The 25,709-nt window shown below is 60.2% G+C and carries 14 protein-coding genes, 2 tRNA genes and 3 rRNA genes; 4 read left to right on the top strand and 15 right to left on the bottom strand.

The window, feature by feature from the left end:
- Positions 1–73 precede the first annotated feature (73 nt).
- On the top strand, positions 74–1,081 hold the full coding sequence (gene antC / locus BB029_RS09230; RefSeq protein ID WP_065938985.1) for an anthranilate 1,2-dioxygenase electron transfer component AntC: 1,008 nt from the start codon (positions 74–76) through the stop codon (positions 1,079–1,081).
- Positions 1,082–1,139: 58 nt separating this feature from the next.
- A complete protein-coding gene (locus BB029_RS09225) occupies positions 1,140–2,546 on the top strand; it encodes an amino acid permease (RefSeq protein WP_065938984.1) in 1,407 nt (468 codons plus the stop codon).
- Positions 2,547–2,588: 42 nt separating this feature from the next.
- Here BB029_RS09225 and kynA read toward each other — a convergent pair whose 3' ends face one another.
- Positions 2,589–3,446, bottom strand: coding sequence for a tryptophan 2,3-dioxygenase (kynA, locus tag BB029_RS09220; RefSeq protein ID WP_065938983.1), 858 nt, complete (start codon positions 3,444–3,446; stop codon positions 2,589–2,591).
- Positions 3,443–4,093: an arylformamidase gene (kynB, locus tag BB029_RS09215; RefSeq protein WP_065938982.1), complete on the bottom strand. Its 651-nt coding sequence runs from the start codon at positions 4,091–4,093 to the stop codon at positions 3,443–3,445. Before kynB ends, kynA begins: the two co-directional genes overlap by 4 nt.
- Positions 4,094–4,459: 366 nt before the next feature.
- On the opposite strand from kynB, the gene BB029_RS09210 reads away from it, so the two are divergent.
- Positions 4,460–4,804, top strand: a complete 345-nt coding sequence (locus BB029_RS09210; RefSeq protein ID WP_003230905.1) for a cupin domain-containing protein — start codon at positions 4,460–4,462, stop codon at positions 4,802–4,804.
- Positions 4,805–4,868: 64 nt separating this feature from the next.
- On the opposite strand, the gene mmsB is transcribed toward BB029_RS09210, so the two are convergent.
- Complete coding sequence (mmsB, locus tag BB029_RS09205) at positions 4,869–5,756, bottom strand: 3-hydroxyisobutyrate dehydrogenase (RefSeq protein WP_065938981.1); 888 nt, start codon at positions 5,754–5,756, stop codon at positions 4,869–4,871.
- Positions 5,757–5,770: 14 nt separating this feature from the next.
- Positions 5,771–7,288 carry a CoA-acylating methylmalonate-semialdehyde dehydrogenase gene (locus BB029_RS09200; RefSeq protein WP_027607679.1) on the bottom strand — a complete coding sequence of 506 codons (1,518 nt, stop codon included), beginning with the start codon at positions 7,286–7,288 and terminating at the stop codon, positions 5,771–5,773.
- Positions 7,289–7,419: 131 nt separating this feature from the next.
- Here BB029_RS09200 and BB029_RS09195 point away from each other — a divergent pair, with 131 nt between their 5' ends.
- Positions 7,420–8,367, top strand: coding sequence for a LysR family transcriptional regulator (locus BB029_RS09195; RefSeq protein WP_065938980.1), 948 nt, complete (start codon positions 7,420–7,422; stop codon positions 8,365–8,367).
- Between the two features lie 144 nt (positions 8,368–8,511).
- Here the strand turns inward: BB029_RS09195 and BB029_RS09190 are convergent, their stop codons facing one another.
- The 11 genes from BB029_RS09190 to BB029_RS09140 all read right to left on the bottom strand — a co-directional run bounded on the left by BB029_RS09190 (position 8,512) and on the right by BB029_RS09140 (position 25,416).
- A complete protein-coding gene (locus BB029_RS09190) occupies positions 8,512–9,003 on the bottom strand; it encodes an OmpA family protein (protein WP_065938979.1) in 492 nt (163 codons plus the stop codon).
- A gap of 4 nt (positions 9,004–9,007) precedes the next feature.
- Positions 9,008–10,270 (bottom strand): diguanylate cyclase domain-containing protein, encoded by a 1,263-nt coding sequence (locus BB029_RS09185; protein WP_065938978.1) that lies wholly within the window; start codon positions 10,268–10,270, stop codon positions 9,008–9,010.
- The gene (locus BB029_RS09180) at positions 10,267–10,833 is read right to left on the bottom strand and encodes a YfiR family protein (RefSeq protein ID WP_065938977.1); all 567 of its coding nucleotides are present in this window, start codon (positions 10,831–10,833) and stop codon (positions 10,267–10,269) included. The genes BB029_RS09185 and BB029_RS09180 overlap by 4 nt, the downstream gene beginning before the upstream one ends.
- 12 nt (positions 10,834–10,845) lie before the next feature.
- Positions 10,846–12,951: an exodeoxyribonuclease V subunit alpha gene (recD, locus tag BB029_RS09175; RefSeq protein WP_065938976.1), complete on the bottom strand. Its 2,106-nt coding sequence runs from the start codon at positions 12,949–12,951 to the stop codon at positions 10,846–10,848.
- Positions 12,948–16,622 carry an exodeoxyribonuclease V subunit beta gene (gene recB / locus BB029_RS09170; protein WP_065938975.1) on the bottom strand — a complete coding sequence of 1,225 codons (3,675 nt, stop codon included), beginning with the start codon at positions 16,620–16,622 and terminating at the stop codon, positions 12,948–12,950. Before recB ends, recD begins: the two co-directional genes overlap by 4 nt.
- Positions 16,619–20,068, bottom strand: coding sequence for an exodeoxyribonuclease V subunit gamma (gene recC, locus BB029_RS09165; RefSeq protein WP_065938974.1), 3,450 nt, complete (start codon positions 20,066–20,068; stop codon positions 16,619–16,621). The genes recB and recC overlap by 4 nt, the downstream gene beginning before the upstream one ends.
- A gap of 136 nt (positions 20,069–20,204) precedes the next feature.
- A 5S ribosomal RNA gene (gene rrf, locus BB029_RS09160) occupies positions 20,205–20,320 on the bottom strand.
- Positions 20,321–20,472: 152 nt separating this feature from the next.
- Positions 20,473–23,364: ribosomal RNA gene (locus BB029_RS09155) — 23S ribosomal RNA — on the bottom strand.
- 249 nt (positions 23,365–23,613) lie between these two features.
- Positions 23,614–23,689 (bottom strand) — tRNA-Ala (locus BB029_RS09150).
- 30 nt (positions 23,690–23,719) lie between these two features.
- Positions 23,720–23,796 (bottom strand) — tRNA-Ile (locus BB029_RS09145).
- Between the two features lie 83 nt (positions 23,797–23,879).
- Positions 23,880–25,416 (bottom strand): 16S ribosomal RNA (locus tag BB029_RS09140).
- Together the 16S, 23S and 5S rRNA genes with 2 tRNA genes alongside form the textbook arrangement of a ribosomal RNA operon.
- Positions 25,417–25,709 lie beyond the last annotated feature (293 nt).

The raw sequence follows: 25,709 nt of genomic DNA, 5'->3' as shown, positions 1-25,709 counted from the left end.
CACCTTGTGGCGAGGGAGCTTGCTCCCTCACCACAGGTGATGTGCCAGCCCTACACGCGTGGAGTTTCCGTGAATGAATCACAAAGTGGCCTTCAGTTTTGCCGACGGCAAGACCCTGTTTTTCCCGGTGGGCGCAAATGAAATCCTGTTGGATGCGGCACTGCGCAATGGCATCAAGATCCCCCTGGACTGCCGCGAAGGCGTGTGCGGCACCTGCCAGGGGCGGTGCGAGTCGGGTGACTACACCCAGGACTATGTGGACGAGGAAGCCCTCTCCAGCCTCGACCTGCAACAGCGCAAGATGCTCAGTTGCCAGACCAGGGTGAAGTCCGACGCGGCGTTCTACTTCGACTTCGATTCGAGCCTGTGCAATGCGCCGGGGCCGGTGCAGGTGCGTGGCACGGTGAGCGAGGTGCAGCAGGTGTCGGCCAATACGGCGATCTTGACGGTGCGGTTGGACGCGGCGCTGGATTTCCTGCCGGGCCAATATGCGCGCATCTCGGTACCCGGCACCGACTGTTGGCGTTCCTACTCGTTCGCCAACCTGCCGGGCAACCGGCTGCAATTCCTGATCCGCCTGCTGCCGGATGGGGTGATGAGCAATTACCTGCGGGAACGTTGCCACGTCGGCGATGGGTTGCTGATGGAGGCGCCGCTGGGTGCGTTCTACCTGCGCCATGTCAGCAAACCGCTGGTGCTGGTGGCCGGCGGCACCGGACTGTCGGCGTTACTGGGCATGCTCGATGAACTGGCCGCCACGGGCTGTGATCAGCCGGTGCACCTGTACTACGGCGTGCGCGGGGCCGAGGATTTATGTGAAGCGCAGCGTATCCATCAATACGCCTCGACAATCCGTGGCTTTCGCTACACCGAAGTGCTGAGCGCACCGTCGCCTGAATGGCCCGGCAAGCGCGGCTACCTCACCGAGCATTTCGACCTGGCCGAATTACGCGACGGATTGGCGGATATGTACGTATGCGGCCCTCCGCCAATGGTCGAATCCATCCAACAATGGCTGGCGGATCAGGCACTTGATGGCGTTCAGCTGTATTACGAAAAGTTTACGCAGAGTAATATCTGACTCCTCAGCACTTCTGAGGGGTTCTACCCCCGAGAAAAACAAGTAGAAGGGAATGTTAATGGCGGATGACATGGTTAACCCGGCAGGCCTCAAGCGTGGCCTTAAGAACCGGCATATTCAGTTGATCGCCTTGGGCGGGGCGATAGGCACGGGGCTGTTCCTCGGTTCGGCCGGGGTACTCAAGTCGGCGGGGCCGTCGATGATCCTGGGCTACGCGATCGCCGGTTTCATCGCGTTCCTGATCATGCGCCAGCTCGGCGAGATGATCGTCGAAGAACCGGTGGCCGGCTCGTTCAGCCATTTCGCGCACAAATACTGGGGCGGTTACGCGGGCTTCCTGGCCGGCTGGAACTACTGGGTGCTCTACGTGCTGGTGGGCATGGCCGAGCTGACTGCGGTGGGCAAGTACATCCAGTTCTGGTGGCCGGAGATCCCGACCTGGGTCAGCGCCCTGGTGTTCTTTGTCGCGGTGAACCTGATCAACACCCTGAACGTGAAGTTCTTCGGTGAAGCGGAGTTCTGGTTCGCGATCATCAAGGTGGTGGCGATTGTCGGCATGATCGTGCTCGGCTGCTACCTGCTGTTCAGCGGCACCGGCGGCCCGCAAGCGTCGGTCAGCAACCTGTGGAGCCACGGCGGGTTCTTCCCGAATGGCGGCATGGGGCTGTTGATGTCCATGGCCTTCATCATGTTCTCGTTCGGCGGCCTGGAGCTGGTGGGTATCACCGCTGCCGAGGCCAGTGAGCCCCGCAAGGTGATCCCCAAGGCGATCAACCAGGTGGTGTACCGGATCCTGATTTTCTACGTCGGCGCATTGACCGTGCTGCTGTCGCTGTACCCATGGGATCAACTGCTGCAAACCCTCGGCGCGTCAGGCGATGCCTACAGCGGCAGCCCGTTTGTGCAGATCTTCTCGCTGATCGGCAACGACACCGCCGCCCACATCCTCAACTTCGTGGTGCTGACCGCGGCGCTGTCGGTGTACAACAGCGGCGTGTACTGCAACAGCCGCATGCTGTTCGGCCTGGCCGAGCAAGGCGATGCGCCGAAAGCGCTGATGAAACTCAACAAGCAAGGCGTGCCGCTGCGGGCCCTGGCGATCTCGGCGCTGGTGACGATGCTGTGCGTAGTGGTCAATTACGTGGCCCCGCAAAGTGCCCTGGAGCTGCTGTTCGCGCTGGTGGTTGCCTCGCTGATGATCAACTGGGCGCTGATCAGCATCACCCATATCAAGTTCCGCAAGGCCATGGGCGAGCAAGGCGTGACGCCGTCGTTCAAGACCTTCTGGTTCCCGTTCAGCAACTACCTGTGCCTGGCGTTCATGCTGATGATCATCAGCGTGATGCTGGCGATCCCGGGGATTCGCGAGTCGGTGTATGCGATGCCGGTTTGGGTGGGGGTTATCTATGTGGCTTACCGGTTGCGAGCGAGTAAGACGAAAGCGGTCGCCGCCTCCCGCATTTGATTGCATTGCAAATGAAAAGCCCCGGTGATCCGGGGCTTTTTTTTACAGCGTGGAACGCACTCGCCACAGCTCGGGGAACAGCACGGTGTCGAGCATCTTGCGCAGGTAACCCACGCCCTCGGTGCCGCCGGTGCCGGGCTGGAAGCCGATAATCCGCTCCACCGTGGTCACATGCCGGAAGCGCCATTGGCGGAACGAATCCTCCAGGTCGATAAACTTCTCGGCCAACTGGTACAAGTCCCAATACCGGCTCGGATCGCGATACACCTCGCGCCACGCTGCCTCCACCGACTCATCGTGCACCGTCGCCGCCGTCGGGTCGCGCTCGGCACGCTTGGGGTCAATCGCCAGCCCCGCCTTGATCATCAGGTTGATCGCCTCGTCATACAGCGACGGCGTGGCAATCGCCACCTGCAACGCCTGCAACAACTCAGGCCGATGGGCATGGGGGCGCAACAGCGCCGGGCTCTTGTTGCCGAGGATAAATTCGATCTCGCGGTACTGGAACGACTGGAACCCCGACGACTGCCCCAGGAACGGGCGAATCGCCTTGTATTCCGACGGTGTCATGGTCGCCAGCACCGCCCAAGCGTGCACCAGTTGATCGAAGATCCGCGACACCCGCGCCAGCATCTTGAATGCCGGCGGCAACTCGCCCAGGCGCACGTGTTCGCGGGCGGCCTTGAGTTCGTGGAGCATCAACTTCATCCACAGCTCGGAGGTCTGGTGCTGGATGATGAAGAGCATTTCGTTGTGGTCCGGCGACAGTGGGTGCTGGGCGCTGAGCACTTTGCCCAGGTCCAGGTAGTCGCCATAGCTCATGGACTCGGAAAAATTCAGTTCGGCGTTATGCCATTCTTCCGGTGGCTGGTAGTCGGCAGAGAAAGGACATTGGCTCATCGCGTGGGCTCCTTGAGCGGGCGGAGAATGGCACGGACCGGGCTGGCGTCCAGGTTGGCGAAACGCAGCGGCAGGGCGATCAGTTCGTAGTCGCCCTCCGGTACGTCGTCGAGCACGATGCCTTCGAGAATCGCCATGCCATGCCGAGCCACGGCGTTGTGGGCATCCATGGTCTTGGACTGTTGCGGGTCCAGGGAGGGTGTGTCGATACCGATCAGGCGCACACCCAGGCTGGCCAGCAGCTCAATAGTCTGCGGGGCAATGGCGGTGAAGTTCGCATCCCATTCGGTCAGCGGCGCCTGTGGATAAGTCCGCAGCAGCACGCGCTCCGGCAGGTTATCCACACGCCCGTCCAACTGATGGGGCTGGACCAGCGCACCGCTGTCCAGGCAATGCAGTACCCGGCACGGGCCCATGTACACCTCCAGCGACACCTCGCCAATCGGCGCTCCGTCGGCGCTGTAATGCAGCGGCGCATCCACATGGGCGCCGGTGTGCGGCGACAGGGTGATGCGCCCGACATTCACCGGGCACTCCGGGCCGAACTGCCACACACGCTCTTCCTGGAACGGCGTATCGCCCGGCCAGGTCGGGGTTGCCGTGCTCAAGGGCGGGCTGATGTCCCACCACGTTTTTATTGGGTTCATTTGAAGGCTCTCGGCGGTTACTGGGGTGAATGATACGAGGGCCAGACGTGAATTTTCTTGCGAATTCGTGCGCCGAGGGGAAAATCTTTCGCACTTACTGCGAGGAAATGGCTGATTTACGCTCAAAAGTGTCGGCTAGAGAGGATTAATGTGGGAGGGGGCTTGCCCCCGATGGCAGTGGGTCCGTTTACACAGGTGCCAACTGACCCACCGCTATCGGGGGCAAGCCCCCTCCCACACTGATTCGCGATGCCCCGACAATCGTGTTCACCTGCGCTTCTGGGCATCCCGATGTCGAGTTCAGACCACTGGCGCAACGCCCCAGGCCTTAGGGTGCATCTTTCCATTCCCTGCCTCGGAGTCATCATGTCCAAGCCCATCACCGTACTGCGCGACACCCACCCCCTGCCGGTCCTGGATGCCTGCAAATGGGAAAAGCTCGAAGGCGACCCGCACACCGTCAACCTCAACGCCTACACCAGCGAAGACGGCAGCAAGATCATGGGCACCTGGATCTGCACGCCGGGCAAGTGGTATGTCGAATACGTGAAATGGGAATACTGCCATTTCCAGGAAGGCTACTGCGTGATCACGCCTGAGGGGATGGAGCCGATTCACTTGCGGGCTGGGGATATCTTTGTGGTGGAGCCAGGGATGAAGGGGACGTGGGAAGTGGTCGAGACAGTGCGTAAGTATTTTGTGTTTGCCTGAGCCGCCTCTTCCAGTGAACCGTTTTTTTGTGGTGAGCGGGGCAAGCCCGCTCGCCACCGTCAGTTTATTCGGGTTTGCGATAGCTGTTGATGATCGCCGAAAAGTCCTTGCCCCCTTCGCCGCGCTGACTCATCGATTGATACAACTGCTGGGCCACCGCACCGAGGATCACCGGTTGCTTGGCCTGGCGAGCGGCTTCGGTGGCCAGCCCCAGGTCCTTGAGCATCAAATCGGCGCCGAACCCGCCGGTATAACCACGGGACGACGGCGCGGTGTCGATCACGCCCGGCCATGGGTTATAGGTGTCGGAACTCCAGCAGCGCCCGGTGGAGCTGTTGATGATCCCGGCCAGCACCTGGGTATCGATGCCCAGCGCGTCGCCCAAGGCCATGGCTTCGCTGACGCCGACCATGCTGATGCCGAGCAGCAGGTTGTTGCAGATCTTGGCGATTTGCCCGGTGCCCACATCGCCGCAGTGCACGATGTTGCGGCCCATCTGTGCCAGCACCGGTTGCAGGGTGGCGAACAGTTCCGGGGTGGCGCCGACCATGAAGGTCAGGGTCCCGGCCTGCGCCCCGCCGGTGCCACCGGAGACCGGTGCGTCGGCCATCACCACGCCTTGCTGGGCGGCAGCAGCGGCGACGTCGCGCGCAGTCTGTGGGTCGATGGTGCTGCAATCCACCGCAGGCACGCCGTTGCCGATCCCCGCCAGTACACCGTCTTCATTGAGCCAGACGCTGCGCACATGGGCGGCGGCGGGCAGCATGGTGATCACCAGCTCGGCGCCTTGGGCAGCGTCACGCGGCGAGTCGCTGATGTTGCCGCCCAATTCGGCGAGTTCCTTGAGCACCGTCTGGTTCAGGTCGAACAGGTTCAGCCCATGGCCGGCCTTGATCAGGTTGCGGGCCATCGGCGCGCCCATGTTGCCCAAGCCGATAAATGCAATCTTCATGGTCGTCTCCCGAATCAGCGCAGGTTGATGGTGGTATTGACGCCATCGTTGACCGTGTCGTCGTCGAACCAGCGGCTGGTGACGGTCTTGGTCTGGGTGTAGAACTGCACCACTTGCTTGCCGTACGGGCCGAGGTCGCCGAGCTTGGAGCCACGGGAACCGGTGAAGCTGAAGAACGGCACGGGCACCGGGATCGGGATGTTGATACCGACCTGGCCCACATCGATTTCGCTCTGGAATTTACGCGCCGCCGCCCCGCTCTGGGTGAACAGGCCGGTGCCGTTGCCGAACGGGTTGGCGTTGACCAGCGCAATGGCCTGGTCGAGGGTGTCGACTTCCAGCACCACCAGCACCGGACCGAAGATTTCCTGGGTGTAGATCTGCATATCGGTGGTCACGCCCGAGAACAGGGTCGGGCCGACGAAGTTGCCGTGCTCGAAGCCCGGCACCTTGATATCGCGGCCATCCAGCTCGAGCTTGGCGCCTTCTTTCACGCCGCTTTCGATCAGCTCCAGGATGCGGGCCTTGGCGCGCTTGGAGATCACCGGGCCGACATCCGTGCCGGCTTCGCTGCCGGCGTTGACCTTGAGCTTTTGCGCCAACGCTTTCAGATCCGGCAGCCATTGCTTGGCCGCGCCCACCAGCACCACCACCGAGGTGGCCATGCAACGCTGGCCCGCCGCGCCGAAACCGGCACCGACCAGGGCATTGAGGGTGTGTTCACGGTTGGCATCCGGCAGCACCACGGCGTGGTTCTTGGCCCCCATCATCGATTGCACGCGCTTGCCGTGCTTGCCGGCCAGGTCGTAGACATGAGTGCCGACGGCAGTCGAACCGACAAAGGACACAGCCTTGATGTCTTTATGGGTGCACAGCGCATCCACCACGTCCTTGCCACCGTGCACCACGTTGAGCACACCCGCCGGTACGCCGGCTTCCAGCGCCAGCTCCACCAACAGCAGGGTCGACAGTGGGTCCTGTTCGGACGGCTTGAGGACGAAGGTGTTACCGCAGGCGATGGCCATGGGGAACATCCACAGCGGAATCATCGCCGGGAAGTTGAACGGGGTAATGCCCGCACACACGCCGATGGGTTGGCGCAGGGTGTAGGTATCGACGCCACCGGCGACGTTCTCGGCGAACTCACCCATTTGCAGGGTGCCGATGGAGCAGGCGTGCTCCACCACTTCCAGGCCACGGAAAATATCGCCCTCGGCATCGGCAATGGTCTTGCCCTGCTCGGCGCTGAGGACCACCGCGATACGCTTGGAGTGTTCGCGGATCAGGGCTTGCAGCTTGAGCATGATGCGCATGCGCGCGCCGATCGGCGTCAGCTTCCAGGTCTGGAAGGCTTGATGGGCGGCGTCGATGGCGGCATTGACTTCATCGGCCGTGGCGAACGGGACTTTGGCCAGCACTTGCTGGGTGGCCGGGTTGACGATGTCTTGCCAATGGGTGGTCCTGGACTCGACCCACTCACCATTGATGAGCAACTTGACCTGTTGCACGGAAATATCGGCGGATGCGTTCATGTGGTCTCCAACTCTTATATTTATACAGAGACAAGGCGCTTGAATCGCCTTGAAGAATGAGGCGTTCGGACTGTTTTTGGAGTATAGATGTGCAAATCTCTAATAAGAACGCACATAAAAGCCGGTCCAATATGCAAAAAAACATCACATCACTGGGCTCCCTGAACTGGGATGACCTGAAGTTTTTCCTCGAAGTGGCCCGCACCCGCAAGGCCAGCGTCGCCGCCAAGCGCCTGGCGGTGGACTACACCACCGTGTCGCGGCGCATCAGCTCATTGGAAGTGTCCCTCGGTACGCTGCTGTTCGAAAAATCCCGGACCAACGGCTTCGTCCTCACCCCCGAAGGCCAGCGTTTGCTGGGCTACGCCGAGTCCATCGAAAGCACCCTGCACATGGCCTGCGAACAGGTGTCCGGCTCCGGCGTGGCGCTGTCCGGCCATGTGCGCATGGGCTGCACCGAAGGCTTCGGCAGCTTCTTCGTCACCCCGCAGTTGAGCCACTTCGTCGACACCTACCCCGCCATCTCGGTCGACATCCTGCCCCTGCCCCACTTCATCAGCCTGTCCAAGCGCGAAGCCGACATCGTCATCGCCCTGGAACGCCCGGAACACGGGCCCTACGTGTGCTGCAAATTGTGTGACTACAAACTGCAGCTGTACGCGACCCAGGAATACCTCGACCAACACCCGCCCATCCAGCGCCCGGCCGATTTAGCCGAGCATCCGTTTATCAGCTATGTGGATGATCTGGCCTTCAGCTCGGAGCTGCTGTACCTGGCCAACGTCGTGCCCGGCGCCAGCGCCAGCCTGCGCAGTACCAGCGTGATTGCACAGTACGTGGCGGCGCAGCAAGGGCGATCGATGGCGATCTTGCCGTGCTTTCTGGCGGCGCAGGATCCACGGTTGCTGCCGGTGTTGGGGGAGCAGATTGCGATCACTCGCCAGTTTTGGATGTATTGCCGGGAGGATCTGAGGAAGTTGAAGCGGATTACGTTGTTGTGGGATTACATCCGGGAAGTGACGGAGCAGAACCAAGGGTTGTTGATGGGGGAGACGCGGGAGATGCGGTTTGCGGATTAAGGGCCAGCAACGATAACTCCCCTTAAATTGCAGGAGGCTCCTAGAGAATCTCCGGCCAATTAAGCGAACACCGTTCGAATGTGGGAGGTGGCAAGCCCTCTCCCACATTTTGATTGGATTTCAGATTGAAATCGGACTGCCGGCTCAGTCCGCGATCACCACAATCGACACCCGCCGATTCTCGGTACGCCCTGCCGCCGTGTCGTTGGCGGCCACCGGTTTGCTGCTGCCCAGCCCACGCAGCTGAATGTTTTCTTCTTTCATGCCCACGCCCTGCAGCACCGTGGCCACGCTTTTCGCGCGGCGCAGGGACAGTTGCTGGTTGTAGGTTTCCTTGCCCGAGCCGTCGGTGTGGCCATCGACGCGTACGCGCTCGATGCCTACACCCAGCAGGGCCTTGCCGATGCGCTGGACGATGTCGGTGCTGGGTTGGTTAAGGGTTTCGACGTCACTGCCAAACAGCACTTTGCCGGACAGGCCGAACGCCCAGCCGTCATCGGTAAGCTCGAAGCCCTGTTGCTTGAGGACGGCGACTTGCGCCGGGGTCAGGCCTTTGGGGGGCGCCGTCTGGCAGCCGCCCAGGGCGAGCAAAGCCACCAGCAGGGTGATAAACATAAAACGCGCGGTCGAGAACAAGGGATCAACTCCTGTGTTGAACGTTGACGACGGGGCTCTCCGGCTCCGCCGTTTGCTGGCCGCCCGAGGACAAACGCTTGGCCTGGTACATCGCCGCATCGGCGGCATTGAGCAAGGTGCCGGGTGTGACGCCATGTTCGGGGTAGATGGCGATCCCGATACTGAGGGAGGTCAATACCTGGGTGCTGCCGGGCACGGCAATCGGCATGTCCATGCTGGCGATGATTTTTTCGGCGATGCGCTGGGCGTCTTCGACTTTGTGCAGCGGCGCCAGCAGGATGGCGAACTCGTCACCGCCCAGGCGCGCTACCAGGTCATCTTCACGCAATTGCGCACGCACCCGCTCGGCGACGGCCACCAGCACGGCATCACCGGCGGCATGGCCGAAGCTGTCATTGATCTCTTTGAACCGGTCGCTGTCGAGGTACAGCACGGCTACCTGCTCCTTGGCTTTGGCGGCGCTGCGCAGCGCGCGAATCAGGCGGCCTTCGAAGTACGCGCGGTTGGGCAGACCGGTAAGGCTGTCGTGGTTGGCCTTGTGGGCGAGGGTTTCGTTTTCGCTTTGCAGGTGGTTTTGCCAGGCTTCCATCTCGCCGAGCAGGGCATTGAAGTCGCTGCCCAGGCTGTCGAGTTCGGCGATGCGGGCCGGCGGCACGCGACGGTCGAAGTCCCGCTCGCTGCGGGCGGCGTGGGCCACGGCGGCGAGGCTTTGCAGCGGCCCGGTGATGCCGGTCAACAAGCGACGGGCCAGGTGCAGCGCGACCCAGGCACTGAGGACGGTGCAGATCAGGATCCCCGCCAGGCCGCTGAGCAGGAAGCGCAGCAGGCTACCGCCGTGGCCGGTCAGGTGAATGCTGCCGATGGTGCGCCCCTGGTGGAGGATCGGCTGGCTGATGGGCTGTTCGAGCAGCGTATGCGCCAGCGCCAGTTCAACCCGGGAGAGCATCCCGTTTTCCGGGCGTTCCCAGTGCGCCAACAGCCGGCCACTGCTATCGAACACGTCAGCCTGGGCGACTTCTTCGGTGGAGGCAATCAGGCTGAGGGCTTCGGTGGCCGCGCCGCGGTCGTTGAACACCACGGCCGCTTCCACGGTGTAGTTGATGGACCGGGCGATCAGGTGCAGGTTGTGTTCGGCGTAGACCCGCAGCGCCAAAACGCCGAGCAGGGTCAGGGAAACACTGGCCAGCGTCACCGCCACCAGCGCCAGGATCATGTGCCCTCGGCCGATGACGGAACGCAGGGTAGGTCGTACGTTCGCCGCTTTCATGTGGCGGGCGCCCGGCGCCGGGACAGTTGCAACACGCTGGGATGAATGCGCACGCCACTGCGCGCCACCGAGTCGAGATTGACCTCAAACGACACTTGCTCATCGCCCACTCGCAGGCAGAACAGGCTGCCCACGGTGCATTGGTCGCCGCCTTCGCTGATGCTGAGCACCGGGTGGCCGATCAACGAGGCAAACAGGCGGCTGCGTTCGTCATTGCTGAGTTTGCCGATGTACACGGCATCGCAGGCATTGACGATATCGGGATGGTCGGCCAGCAGGCGCCGCACCACAACCGGACGACCGGTGGCCTGGGTGGTGCCTTTGATCAGGTCGTCGGTGTATTGGGTCGGGCCGACGATGCACAGGCGCAGTTGCGCAGGCTCTACTGGCCAGCGGGCATAGCTGAGGATACCGAGTACTACCTGGGTAACCGCCTGGGCGCGCTGGTCAGCCGGGCCTGGGGCCTCGGCAAATACCCGGGCTGCCAGCAGGCATAGAACCGCCACCAGCAGCAGGCGTCTCCAGCTCAAACTACGCTCTGTGGGCGAGACGGCCAGGTTCATGCAGCGATTCTCTCAGGTGTTTTCGGGGTGATGCCGCAACGATAGCACAGCGTCAGATATTTCTGACTCCTGACCCAACTCCAGCATCAACCCACTCAAGCGTTTGACCTTGCGGCGCACGGCCTCTTCAAACACACCGTCACGGGGTTCGATCAGGCTGAACCAGCGCTTGGCGCGGGTGATGCCGGTGTAGATCAACTCTTTGGTGAGCACCGGGTTCAGCGCGTCCGGCAGGATCAATGCGGTGTGGGTGAACTCCGAGCCCTGGGATTTGTGCACGGTCATGGCGTACACGGTTTCCACATCATTGAGACGGCTGGGCAGGACAAAGCGCACGCCACCCTGGCCATCGTTACGTGGGAAAGCCACCCGCAGCACCTGGGGGCCGCCGTCGCTTTCAGGCAGTTTGAGGGCAATGCCGATATCGCCGTTCATCAAGCCCAGGCCGTAATCGTTGCGCGTCATCAACACCGGACGGCCTTCGTACCATTGCTCATCCCCCTCGATCAGCCGCACTTTGCGCAAGGCGGCCGTGATGCGCAGGTTCAGCCCTTCCACCCCCCAAGGCCCCTTGCGCACGGCGCAGAGCAGTTGGAACGCATCGAAGGCTTGCAGCAGTTGCTGGGCCCAGTGGGTCCAGGCGAGGTCATCGCGCGGGGTGTCGACGGTGGGGCGCGCGCTGTGCAGCAGGTTGAGGTAATAGCGATAACCCTCGGCGCCGTCGCCCTGCCCGTCCAGCACCAGGCGCTCCAGGGCGTGGTCGTGCTCACCTTTGAGGCTGACGCAGAACAGGTCGCTGTGGCTGCGTGCGGCCAGCAGCTTGCGCGCCTCGTCGGCGTTTTGCTGGTTGACCCAGCGCGCCAGTTGGCCGATGCCGCTGCCTTCGCCGAAACGCCGTGAGTAGCGCAGCATCACCACTTGCTGAGCCAAGGGATGGCTGCCATCGAGGTCTTCGTGCAGGCCACTGGCGCTGAGGTCTTCGCCGCTGACGGTTTGCAGCCATTGGCGGGTATCGGGGCTGTACCAGCCGGCTTCAGCGTCGCGGCACAAATCACCGAGTACGGCGCCGGCCTCCACCGAGGCGAGTTGGTCCTTGTCACCCAGCAGCACCAGGCGCGCGTGGGGCGGTAACGCATCCAGCAGGTTAGCCATCATTTCCAGGTCGATCATCGAGGCTTCGTCCACCACCAGCACATCCAGGGGCAACGGATTGCCAAGGTGATGGCGGAAGTGCCGAGTGCCCGGGCGACTGCCCAGCAAGCGGTGGACCGTGGTGACCTGGGTCGGGATCTTTTCCTTCACGCTTTGCGGCACTGTCAGCGACAGCACTTGCTGGCTGATGGATTCGGTCAAACGCGCGGCGGCCTTACCGGTCGGCGCGGCCAGCCGGATGCGCAACGGGCTGCCGGACTCTACGGCCGGCGCCTGCAACAGCGCGAGCAGGCGCACCACCGTGGTGGTCTTGCCGGTGCCGGGGCCGCCGGTGACGATGCTGAATGCACCGCGGGTGGCCAGGGCGCAGGCGAGTTTCTGCCAGTCGATCACGCCATCGGGCGCCGGTTGGTCAAACAAGCCATTCAAGCGCTGGGGCAAATCGGCGGCGACGCGTTCCTGGGTGGCGAGACGCAGGCGCAGGGCGCTGTCGATGCGTCGCTCGTAGGTCCAGTAGCGGCGCAGGTACAGGCGTTTGCCCGACAGTACCAAGGGACGACTGTGTGCCGATTCGCTGCCGTCCACCGCCAGGGCGACCAACGGACTGGCGGCCAAGGCGTGGCACCAGTGGGCGCCGTCGAGGCCGTCGAGCAACTGCGACGGCAGCAGCATGGCGCCGCTGTGCAGGTCGCCTTCGGGCGGCAGGGACAGGGCAAAATCCGGCGCGTTGAGGGTTTCGAACAGGTCCAGGCACACATGGCCGTGGCCGAGTTGGTGGCTGGTCAGCGCCGCCGCCAGGAGCACCAAGGGGTCGGCGTGTGGATCGAGCTCGTGCAGGAAGCCCACGAACGCCTTATCCAACGCCCGCAGCCACCCCCGGTCAACCCAACGCTCCAGCAGGTGCACCAGGTCGGCGGCGCGGCTCAAGGGCGCTAACGCCTCAAGCGGTAACGGCGACAGGCTCATAACAACACTCCTTGTTCCCAGGCAGGCTCAGCCTTGGGCGGGATGGGCTTGCCCTGGAACAGCAGGTCCAGGCCTTCGATCAGGTCCCGTGGCGGCCGGGTGAAAAACGCCCCTCGGCTGACAGCCTGGGTGCCGCGCAGGAACAGGTACAGCGCGCCGCCGACATGCCGGTCGTAGTCATAGTCCGGCAGGCGCGCCTTGAGTTGGCGATGCAGCGCGAGCAGGTAAAGCACGTATTGCAGGTCGTAGCGGTGCTCGAGGATCGACTGTTCCATGGCGTCCTGGGTGTAGGCCGAATCGTCAGGACCGAGCCAGTTGGATTTGTAGTCGGCCACGTAGTAGCGGCCGTCATGTTCGAAGGTGAGGTCGATAAAACCTTTGAACATGCCGTTGAGCAGCACTGGTTCCGCGGCGACGCGGGACACACCGTTGTGGGTGTACTGGCATACCAGCTTGTCGAGGGCGAGCACGTCGACTTTATGGCTGGCGAACCAGAACTCCATTTCGATCTGGTAGTGCTGCAGGTCGCTCAGGGCGACCTGGTCGTTATCCACCGGCAGCGGCGTGTGCAGCAGATGGCCCAGCCAATCGCTGAGGGTGACGATCCAGCCTTCCCAGTGGCGGCGATTGCAGCGTGCGCCTACAGCTTGTTCGATCGCTTGGGAGGTCACGTTGAAGCCTTCTTCCCCGGCCCACTCCAGCAGGCCGTGAAGGAAGGTGCCGGGGTTCGGACCGCGTGGGAAACGGTGAATGTCTGCGCCGGACGCTGCCACGTCACGCGGAGCATCGGGATCGAGACGTTCGTCATCGAACAGCTTTTGCGCCTGTGGGCTTTCGGGCGCTTCGAGGTGGGCGACGCTCATGCTGTCGCCAATGCGCAAGGCACTGTAGGACGCGATCCACCAGTTCTCGGCGGCCTTGCGCTTGGGTAACAAGGGCGCGAGCAAGTGGGCAGTGTTGCGCGGCGGGTGGAACAGGATGTCCTGGGCGTCGGGCACCGGGGCGTAGTGGATGGCCGGGCAGCCGTCCTGCAGATCCAGCAGCCAACGCGCGAGGCCGGCGGATTCACTCAACGACGCACCGGCGCCGAGCAAGTAACCCAGCGCCGACAGGTGCAGTACCGAGCTGCTGCTGTTGCCACGCTTGAGGTCTGCAACGCCGAGCCAGCAGGCATGTTTGGCGCGGGTCAAGGCCACGTAGAACAAACGCAGGTCTTCGGCCAGGCGCTCATCGTCGGCCTGGGCGATCAACTCGGCGGTCGGGCGCAGGCTGACGTGGGATTTGCCGTGTTCATCGTGGTAATGCAGCGGCAGGCGACTGCCGTCGACCGGCTTGGCCGAGCAGATGAAAGGCAGGAAGACCAGGTCGTACTCCAGGCCCTTGGATTTGTGAATGGTCACCACCTTGACCAGTTGCTCGTCACTTTCCAGGCGCAGGATTTGCTCTTCGCCGGCCTGGCCGGACAACGCCAGGTGTTCGGCCAGGTGGCGGATCAACGCCTGTTCGCCGTCCAGTTCCGACGCGGCTTGTTGCAACAACTCGCTGAGGTGCAACAGGTTGGTCAGCACACGTTCGCCGTCGCTGCGGGCGATCAGGGTTTGCGGCAGTTTGAAGTCGTGCAGCAGGCGACGCAGCATCGGCAACACGCCTTGGGTGCGCCAGATCGTGCGGTAGCCTCGGAACTGCATCACGCGGCGTTCCCACGCCAGTTCGTCCTGGTTCAGACGCTCCAGTTCCGGCAGTGACAGGTTCAAGGTGACGCAAGCCAGGGCCGCCCGCAGCGGCCGCTCGACGTCCGGCTCGGCGCAGGCCTTGAGCCAGGCGAGCAGGTCGTGGGCTTCCTGGGCGGCGAAGACGGAGTCCTTGTCGGACAGGTACACGCTACGCACGCCACGGGCGGCCAACTCGGCGCGCACGGCCTGGGCTTCCTTGCCGTCGCGTACGAGGATGGCGATGTCCGACGGCAGTACGCCTTTGAAGCTGTCGTCCGCTTGCAGGAAACCGGCCGTACCTTGCTGCCCGCCGTTGAGCAATTCGACAATCCGGGTGGCGCAGGCGCCGGCCAGTTGGTGGCGGTACACCGCGTTGGAAACCGGCTGGTCGGTGGGCAGGTGCCACAGGTTCAGCGCCGGCAACGTTTGGCCGTCGACCTGCAGTTTTTCCTTGCGGCCTTGGGACAACACCGGGTGGAACGGCACCGGGTTGTCGCCGTTCGACTCCCGGAACAGGAACGCGCCGCGGCCGGTTTCCGCACGCAGGAACACGTGGTTCACCGCCTCGACCATCGCATGGCTGGAACGGAAGTTGGTGCCCAGGGTGTGATGACGGCCGAGCGTGGATTTGCGCGCACGCAGGTAGGTGTAGATATCGGCGCCGCGGAAGGCGTAGATGGCTTGCTTGGGGTCGCCAATCAGGAACAGGCCGCTGTCGAGGTGGTTCTCTTCGATGCGGTAAATGCTGTCGAAGATGCTGTATTGCACCGGGTCGGTGTCCTGGAACTCGTCGATCAGGGCCACCGGGAACTGCTCGCGGATCACACTGGCCAGGCGCTCGCCGCCATCGGCCTGCAGGGCGGCGTTGAGGCGGATCAGCATGTCGTCGAAGCCCATTTCGGCGCGACGGCGCTTTTCTTCTTCGAAGCGCTTGCCCACCCAACCGGCAGCGTGTTGCAACACCGCCGCGTCGGGGGTTGGCAGCGCGTCGAGGGCGGCCTTGAGGCCGGCCATAGCGTCGATGCCAGGATGTTGCGGCGGGTCGCCCTTCCAGGCTTCGGCCATGCCGTCGGGGGTGAGGCGGGTGAACCCGGTGCCGATGTCCAGTTGCTCGAGGGTTTCGTCAGCGGCCCAGGCGCTGATCTTTTCGAACCAGGGCTCGAAGTAACGCGCTTGCATCTTGCGGCCGTCGACGGCTTTGGCGGCTACGGCTTGCAGACAGATATCGCGCAACTCGGCGGCCCATTGTTGCCAGGGAGCCTTGATGTTTATCAACGCTTCACGGCGTTCTTGCAGGCAAGCGTTGATCAACTCGGCGGGTTCGCGGGTTTCATCCGTCGGCCGTTCGCTGCCGAACAGTGCGCGCACGCGTGGCATCAACGCGGCCGGGCCGCCCCAATTGCTGCGTACCCAGTTGAGTGCGTCGTCGTGCATCGGGTAGCAGAACAGTCGCCAATAATCGCGCAGCACTTCGCCGAGCAGGTCACTGTGGTCGGTTTCCAGGGTCTGGGTGAACAGGCTGCCGCTGTCGAACGCGTGTTCGCGCAGCATGCGCTGGCACCAACTGTGAATCGTGGAAACCGCCGCTTCATCCATCCACTGGGCGGCGATGTCCAGGCGGTTGGCACAGGCGGGCCATTGCTCGGGGAGGTATTGCGCACGCAGGTCGGCGATCAGCGCGTCGGGCTGTTCAATCTCTTCGCGGAAGAAACGTGCAGCTTCGGCCAAACGCATGCGGATGCGTTCGCGCAGCTCTTTGGTGGCGGCATCGGTAAAGGTCACCACGAGGATTTGCGGCGGCAGCAGTTCACGACCAAAACCGGACTCACCGTCACCGTGGCCAAGGACCAGACGCAGGTACAAGGCGGAGATGGTGAAGGTTTTGCCTGTGCCGGCGCTGGCTTCAATCAGCTGGCTGCCATTCAACGGGAAGGCCAGGGCCAAGGGTTTGCTGCTCATGGGCCGGCCTCCTCGCCTGTGAGTGATCGCCATGGGGCGTTGATGAGCGGTCGATACAAGGTTTCGCACCAGCCTTCGAACTCTTCGCTGGCGACCAGGGCGGCGTAATCGGGGAACTGTCGGGTGAGCGCCGGGGTTTCGCGACGCTCGCCGTCGGTGGTCAGGCCGTCGCCTTCATAGGCTTTGCCCGCGGCGGCGTGGGCTTTGACCGGATCGGTCTGGCTGAGCCAGGCGAAGGCGGTCTTGACGGCTACCGGCAGCGGTTCTCTCATGCCGCTGTGCCAGGCCAACAGCAGGTTGCCGAGGATTTCCCGGGCGATGGGCTGATCAAGCGGGGCCAGTAGCAACGTATCGTCGCTGGCCACCAACCCCGTACTCAACGACAAACCACAGGCGCAGGCAACTACGTGATTGACCCAAGGACGGATCAGGCGATGCCATTTGCGCGTTTTGATCGACCCGATGCTATTGGGGATGGTGGTGACACTCAGCAATCCGCCATCACTGCGACGATGCAGGCCGCTGATCCAGCCTTCCAGCGCTATACCTTGATGCTCGAAACTGATCGGTTCTGCAGCGGTGTGTGGCGTTGGCCAGAGCGCCAGCAACTGCTGGTAGCGTTGCAACAAGTCGGGCAGGGGCTCAATGAGTTCGTTGCGCAGGCACTCGCCGAAACCAACCATCGGCAACAGGCCACTGCCTTGCAGCCGCAGGGCCTGGGCGTTGAGGGCCTGGTCGAGGTGTTCGGGCTGGGACAGCGCAGCGTTCAACAGGCTGTCGCTCAGGCTGTAGCGTTGCAGCGCGTCAAGCACGAAGGGTTCTTCATCGGCCAAGGGTACTTCAGCGGCTTCGAAGAACACTTTCAGACGCTGGCTGAAGAAGTGTTTGACCGGGTTACGCAGGAAGTCCTGCAACTGGCCGAGACTCAGGGGCTCTTCCTGTTGGTACTGCGCCAGTTGATCCTCTTTGGGAACGTTATCCACAGCTTCGTGGAGTAACTGCCATTCGCGGGCGTAGCTGAACAGCGCATCACCTTCGTGGAAGTAACGGGCGCTGAAGGGTTGGAGCGGGTGTTCCTGGGTCATCGCGTCCAGTAGCGGTATTTCTTGTGTGTTGTGCCAGCCACTGGCGATATGGTCGCGCAGTTGGCCGATGAGTACAGAGGCCGGGCGCTCGCTGTTATCGCGGATGCTACGGCCCACCCAGCTGATATAGAGCTGATCGCGGGCGGACAGCAGGGCCTCGAGCAGCAGGTAACGGTCGTCTTCGCGGCGCGAACGGTCGCCGGGACGGTAGTCGCTGCCCATCAGGTCGAAATCCAGCGGTGGCTGGGCGCGAGGGTAGTCGCCGTCGTTCATGCCGAGCAGGCACACCAGCTTGAACGGGATCGCGCGCATGGGCATCAGGGTACAAAAATTGACAGCTCCGGCGAGAAAACGCTGGGACAGACGTCCTTGGTCCAGGCCAGCCAGCCAGGCTTCGCGGACGACGGTAAGCGGTAACTCATCCTGCAGGCCAACGGACTCGCAGGTTTCCAACCAGGTTTCCCTGAGTTGCTCGAGCTGACCCAACAGGTAGTCGTCGTGCTCGCTGCTGGGTAGGAAGAAGAGTTGCATCAGGCGTTGCAGACGCTCGCCCCATTCGTGGGGCGGCGCGGGTTGTGACAGCGCTTGATGGGCATCGCCGAGGGCATCGAGCAAAGCGACCAGGGGGCCGATCAAGGCCGCATCAAGTCCGCCGATTTCGTCGTAAGGTTCAATGCCTTCGCAGGCCGCACCGGTGCCGACGGCGTAGCCTAGAAGCATACGGCGAAGGCCGAATCGCCAGCTGTTTTGTTCCAGTTCACTCGGCAGACCGAGCCCCGCACGTTGCTCGGCGTTGAGGCCCCAACGGATGCCAGCGCCTTCGATCCAGCGGTGCAGCGTGGGCAGATCGCGCTCCTTGATGGCGAAGCGTTCGCGCAAGGCCGGGACGTCCAACAGGTCGAGAATCTCGCTGACGGGGAAGCGGCTGTCGGGGAGTTTGAGCAGGTGTTCAACGGCGATCAGCAGGGGATCGCGGCCACGCTGACCTTGATCGGTCAGGGTGAAGGGGATGAAGCGGGGATCGATTCTGTCCAGTTGACCGAATACCGCGCGGATATGCGGCGCATAGCTGTCGACGTCGGGGACCATGACGATGATGTCCCTTGGGCGAAGCGTGGGGTCGGCGCTGAAGCGTTGGAGCAATTGGTCGTGGAGAATTTCCACTTCGCGTTGGGCGCTGTGGGCAATGTGGAAGCGGATGGATGTATCACGCTCCAGATCGACAGCGGGCCATCGTTCCCGAGTCTCATTGAGTGGGCGCAGTTCGAGGATATCGTCCTGAAGCTGGTTGAGCAGTGTGGTGGGTTCGCTGTCGCTGAACAGGTCGATTCGACCATCGCGAAAAGCGGCGCGGTAGCTGTTGGGATCGTCGTAACTGTCCAGCAGGCTGATGTAGTCGCGACCTTGTTTGCCCCAGGCAGCCAACAGCGGATGGGCGTGTTGGTGCAGGGTTTGTGGGTCGATGGTAACGGGCATGCCGGCTTTGCGCGCCTGGCGTTTGTATTCGTTACGCAGCAGGTCTTTGTCGGCGACGATGTCGGACCAATGGTGGCGACACGGGTTGTGCACGCACAGCAGGACTTGGCTGAAACGGGCCAGACCGGCCAGCGCCTCCAGCGCTTGGGCGGGCAAGGAAGAAATCCCGAAGACAATCACCCGGGAAGGCAAACCCTTCGGTGCTTGCTCAAGCGTATTGATACGTTCGATAAAGCGCTGGTGCACGCCGGCGCGGCTTTCGGCCATGCCCTCTTCACCGACGTCCAATAACAGCGCACGCCATAACTCGGCCTGCCAGCAGTTGGCCGGGTTGAGTGGCTTTGATTCGCCTCGACCGTTACGCAATTGATGGCGGCCGGCAGCCCAGTCTTCCAGCCAGTCAGCGCGGTAGACCTGGTATTGGTCGAACAGGTCAGCCAGTCGTTCCGCCAGTTGGTAGCGTTTGCGCAGGTCGGAGTCGTGGGTCAAGAAACGTTGCAACGGCTCGAAGTGCTGTTGATCGATGAGTTCCGGGAGCAGGCGCATCAGGCGCCAAGTGAGCGGGGCTTTATCGAGCAGGGATTTTGGAGGGATTTCGTCACGTCCCAGGACCATGCGATAGAGCTGCCACATGAAGCTGCCGGGGAGCTGTACATCGATGGCGGCGGCAATTCCGCAGCCTCCCATATCGTCGTCTTGCGGGTCTTCAGCCAAGGCCAGTTTGAGCCACTGGGCAATACCGTTGCTTTGTACCAGGGCGATTTCGTTTTCCAGGGGCGCCAGCGGATAACGGCGCATCCAACTCACCACCAGGCTGCGCAGTTCGTCCAAGCGGTTGCCGTGAACCACCATGAATCCAGCGCTGAGGGACGTCGCATCCGGCATAACGGCTTCCTTGGGAAAAGCAAAATCGAGGGCATGGACTTTAGCACTGAAGGCCCTCCCGAGGTGCCTCCTCGCACTTTTCGAGCGCCCAAAACAAAACCCCATCTGCTTTCGCAAATGGGGTTTCGGAATTTAATCTTGACGATGACCTACTCTCACATGGGGAAACCCCACACTACCATCGGCGATGCATCGTTTCACTGCTGAGTTCGGGATGGGATCAGGTGGTTCCAATGCTCTATGGTCGTCAAGAAATTCGGGTACTGAGTCGTGGCCAGCGGGCCTCGCTTCAGCAAATTGGGTATGTGACAGCTGTCGGTGTTTTGTGAAATCTCGAACTTTCGGTTCATTGCGTCTTCACACACCGCAATCTGGCCTTTCGACGCAAATTGCTTGGGTGTTATATGGTCAAGCCTCACGGGCAATTAGTATTGGTTAGCTCAACGCCTCACAGCGCTTACACACCCAACCTATCAACGTCGTAGTCTTCGACGGCCCTTCAGGGGACTCAAGGTCCCAGTGAGATCTCATCTTGAGGCTAGTTTCCCGCTTAGATGCTTTCAGCGGTTATCTATTCCGAACATAGCTACCCGGCAATGCCACTGGCGTGACAACCGGAACACCAGAGGTTCGTCCACTCCGGTCCTCTCGTACTAGGAGCAGCCCCTCTCAAATCTCAAACGTCCACGGCAGATAGGGACCGAACTGTCTCACGACGTTCTAAACCCAGCTCGCGTACCACTTTAAATGGCGAACAGCCATACCCTTGGGACCGGCTTCAGCCCCAGGATGTGATGAGCCGACATCGAGGTGCCAAACACCGCCGTCGATATGAACTCTTGGGCGGTATCAGCCTGTTATCCCCGGAGTACCTTTTATCCGTTGAGCGATGGCCCTTCCATACAGAACCACCGGATCACTAAGACCTACTTTCGTACCTGCTCGACGTGTCTGTCTCGCAGTCAAGCGCGCTTTTGCCTTTATACTCTACGACCGATTTCCGACCGGTCTGAGCGCACCTTCGTACTCCTCCGTTACTCTTTAGGAGGAGACCGCCCCAGTCAAACTACCCACCATACACTGTCCTCGATCCGGATAACGGACCTGAGTTAGAACCTCAAAGTTGCCAGGGTGGTATTTCAAGGTTGGCTCCACGCAGACTGGCGTCCACGCTTCAAAGCCTCCCACCTATCCTACACAAGCAAATTCAAAGTCCAGTGCAAAGCTATAGTAAAGGTTCACGGGGTCTTTCCGTCTAGCCGCGGATACACTGCATCTTCACAGCGATTTCAATTTCACTGAGTCTCGGGTGGAGACAGCGCCGCCATCGTTACGCCATTCGTGCAGGTCGGAACTTACCCGACAAGGAATTTCGCTACCTTAGGACCGTTATAGTTACGGCCGCCGTTTACCGGGGCTTCGATCAAGAGCTTCGCGTTAGCTAACCCCATCAATTAACCTTCCGGCACCGGGCAGGCGTCACACCCTATACGTCCACTTTCGTGTTTGCAGAGTGCTGTGTTTTTAATAAACAGTCGCAGCGGCCTGGTATCTTCGACCGGCATGGGCTTACGGAGCAAGTCCTTCACCCTCACCGGCGCACCTTCTCCCGAAGTTACGGTGCCATTTTGCCTAGTTCCTTCACCCGAGTTCTCTCAAGCGCCTTGGTATTCTCTACCCAACCACCTGTGTCGGTTTGGGGTACGGTTCCTGGTTACCTGAAGCTTAGAAGCTTTTCTTGGAAGCATGGCATCAACCACTTCGTTAACTAAAAGTTAACTCGTCATCAGCTCTCGGCCTTAGAATCCCGGATTTACCTAAGATTCCAGCCTACCACCTTAAACTTGGACAACCAACGCCAAGCTGGCCTAGCCTTCTCCGTCCCTCCATCGCAATAACCAGAAGTACAGGAATATTAACCTGTTTTCCATCGACTACGCTTTTCAGCCTCGCCTTAGGGACCGACTAACCCTGCGTCGATTAACGTTGCGCAGGAAACCTTGGTCTTTCGGCGTGGGTGTTTTTCACACCCATTATCGTTACTCATGTCAGCATTCGCACTTCTGATACCTCCAGCAAGCTTCTCAACTCACCTTCACAGGCTTACAGAACGCTCCTCTACCGCATCACTTACGTGATACCCGTAGCTTCGGTGTATGGTTTGAGCCCCGTTACATCTTCCGCGCAGGCCGACTCGACTAGTGAGCTATTACGCTTTCTTTAAAGGGTGGCTGCTTCTAAGCCAACCTCCTAGCTGTCTAAGCCTTCCCACATCGTTTCCCACTTAACCATAACTTTGGGACCTTAGCTGACGGTCTGGGTTGTTTCCCTTTTCACGACGGACGTTAGCACCCGCCGTGTGTCTCCCATGCTCGGCACTTGTAGGTATTCGGAGTTTGCATCGGTTTGGTAAGTCGGGATGACCCCCTAGCCGAAACAGTGCTCTACCCCCTACAGTGATACATGAGGCGCTACCTAAATAGCTTTCGAGGAGAACCAGCTATCTCCGAGCTTGATTAGCCTTTCACTCCGATCCACAGGTCATCCGCTAACTTTTCAACGGTAGTCGGTTCGGTCCTCCAGTTAGTGTTACCCAACCTTCAACCTGCCCATGGATAGATCGCCCGGTTTCGGGTCTATTCCCAGCGACTAGACGCCCTATTAAGACTCGCTTTCGCTACGCCTCCCCTATTCGGTTAAGCTCGCCACTGAAAATAAGTCGCTGACCCATTATACAAAAGGTACGCAGTCACCCAACAAAGTGGGCTCCCACTGCTTGTACGCATACGGTTTCAGGATCTATTTCACTCCCCTCTCCGGGGTTCTTTTCGCCTTTCCCTCACGGTACTAGTTCACTATCGGTCAGTCAGTAGTATTTAGCCTTGGAGGATGGTCCCCCCATATTCAGACAAAGTTTCTCGTGCTCCGTCCTACTCGATTTCATGACTAAGAGATTTTCGCGTACAGGGCTATCACCCACTATGGCCGCACTTTCCAGAGCGTTCCGCTAATCTCAAAGCCACTTAAGGGCTAGTCCCCGTTCGCTCGCCACTACTAAGGGAATCTCGGTTGATTTCTTTTCCTCAGGGTACTTAGATGTTTCAGTTCCCCTGGTTCGCCTCTTGCACCTATGTATTCAGTACAAGATAACCATCTTATGATGGCTGGGTTCCCCCATTCAGACATCTCCGGATCAAAGTCTGTTTGCCGACTCCCCGAAGCTTTTCGCAGGCTACCACGTCTTTCATCGCCTCTGACTGCCAAGGCATCCACCGTATGCGCTTCTTCACTTGACCATATAACCCCAAGCAATCTGGTTATACTGTGAAGACGACATTCGCCGAAAATTCGATCATACTCAATTAAGAGCCACTCACAAATTTTACCTTAGCCTGATCCGTTACCAGTGAAAGTAACGTTCAGTCTATCTTTCTATCACATACCCAAATTTTTAAAGAACGATCTAATCAAAGACTAGAAATCAACATTCACCATCATACTGATGGAATGCTCATTTCTAAGCTTTCATAACGCAGAAGCAGTAGTGGTGGAGCCAAACGGGATCGAACCGTTGACCTCCTGCGTGCAAGGCAGGCGCTCTCCCAGCTGAGCTATGGCCCCGTATTTCTACAGGCGTTTCCCACACAAAATTGGTGGGTCTGGGCAGATTCGAACTGCCGACCTCACCCTTATCAGGGGTGCGCTCTAACCAACTGAGCTACAGACCCAATTTCGGGCTGCTTCTTTATCGTCTTCTTCAATGAATCAAGCAATTCGTGTGGGAACTTATGGAGCAGCTGATGTCGTCGATTAAGGAGGTGATCCAGCCGCAGGTTCCCCTACGGCTACCTTGTTACGACTTCACCCCAGTCATGAATCACACCGTGGTAACCGTCCTCCCGAAGGTTAGACTAGCTACTTCTGGTGCAACCCACTCCCATGGTGTGACGGGCGGTGTGTACAAGGCCCGGGAACGTATTCACCGCGACATTCTGATTCGCGATTACTAGCGATTCCGACTTCACGCAGTCGAGTTGCAGACTGCGATCCGGACTACGATCGGTTTTCTGGGATTAGCTCCACCTCGCGGCTTGGCAACCCTCTGTACCGACCATTGTAGCACGTGTGTAGCCCAGGCCGTAAGGGCCATGATGACTTGACGTCATCCCCACCTTCCTCCGGTTTGTCACCGGCAGTCTCCTTAGAGTGCCCACCATGACGTGCTGGTAACTAAGGACAAGGGTTGCGCTCGTTACGGGACTTAACCCAACATCTCACGACACGAGCTGACGACAGCCATGCAGCACCTGTCTCAATGTTCCCGAAGGCACCAATCCATCTCTGGAAAGTTCATTGGATGTCAAGGCCTGGTAAGGTTCTTCGCGTTGCTTCGAATTAAACCACATGCTCCACCGCTTGTGCGGGCCCCCGTCAATTCATTTGAGTTTTAACCTTGCGGCCGTACTCCCCAGGCGGTCAACTTAATGCGTTAGCTGCGCCACTAAGAGCTCAAGGCTCCCAACGGCTAGTTGACATCGTTTACGGCGTGGACTACCAGGGTATCTAATCCTGTTTGCTCCCCACGCTTTCGCACCTCAGTGTCAGTATCAGTCCAGGTGGTCGCCTTCGCCACTGGTGTTCCTTCCTATATCTACGCATTTCACCGCTACACAGGAAATTCCACCACCCTCTACCATACTCTAGTCAGTCAGTTTTGAATGCAGTTCCCAGGTTGAGCCCGGGGATTTCACATCCAACTTAACAAACCACCTACGCGCGCTTTACGCCCAGTAATTCCGATTAACGCTTGCACCCTCTGTATTACCGCGGCTGCTGGCACAGAGTTAGCCGGTGCTTATTCTGTCGGTAACGTCAAAACCATCACGTATTAGGTAATGGCCCTTCCTCCCAACTTAAAGTGCTTTACAATCCGAAGACCTTCTTCACACACGCGGCATGGCTGGATCAGGCTTTCGCCCATTGTCCAATATTCCCCACTGCTGCCTCCCGTAGGAGTCTGGACCGTGTCTCAGTTCCAGTGTGACTGATCATCCTCTCAGACCAGTTACGGATCGTCGCCTTGGTGAGCCATTACCCCACCAACTAGCTAATCCGACCTAGGCTCATCTGATAGCGCAAGGCCCGAAGGTCCCCTGCTTTCTCCCGTAGGACGTATGCGGTATTAGCGTCCGTTTCCGAACGTTATCCCCCACTACCAGGCAGATTCCTAGGCATTACTCACCCGTCCGCCGCTCTCAAGAGAAGCAAGCTTCTCTCTACCGCTCGACTTGCATGTGTTAGGCCTGCCGCCAGCGTTCAATCTGAGCCATGATCAAACTCTTCAGTTCAAACATCTTTGGGTTTTTAAGAAACCCTAAACTTGGCTCAGCAATCGTTGGTTATTCTTTGATTTCTCGCGGAGTAACTTGTGATGCTGATAATCTTGTTGACTATCAGTCTGACTCCACAAGCACCCACACGAATTGCTTGATTCAGTTGTTAAAGAGCGGTTGGTTAAGAGCTTTCGTCTCAACCGAGGCGCGCATTCTACAGCAGCCTCATTTGCTGTCAAGTGATTATTTTCAGAAGCTTTCGAAGATTTCTTCAACAACTTCAACCACTTGCGCTTGCGATCTCTCGT

Origin of the sequence: Pseudomonas sp. S3E12 (assembly GCF_001702295.1) — a bacterium.
GTDB lineage: Bacteria > Pseudomonadota > Gammaproteobacteria > Pseudomonadales > Pseudomonadaceae > Aquipseudomonas > Aquipseudomonas marginalis.
The sequence above is the reverse complement of the archived record's forward strand: the minus strand, read 5'-3'. Positions and strand labels throughout refer to the sequence as shown.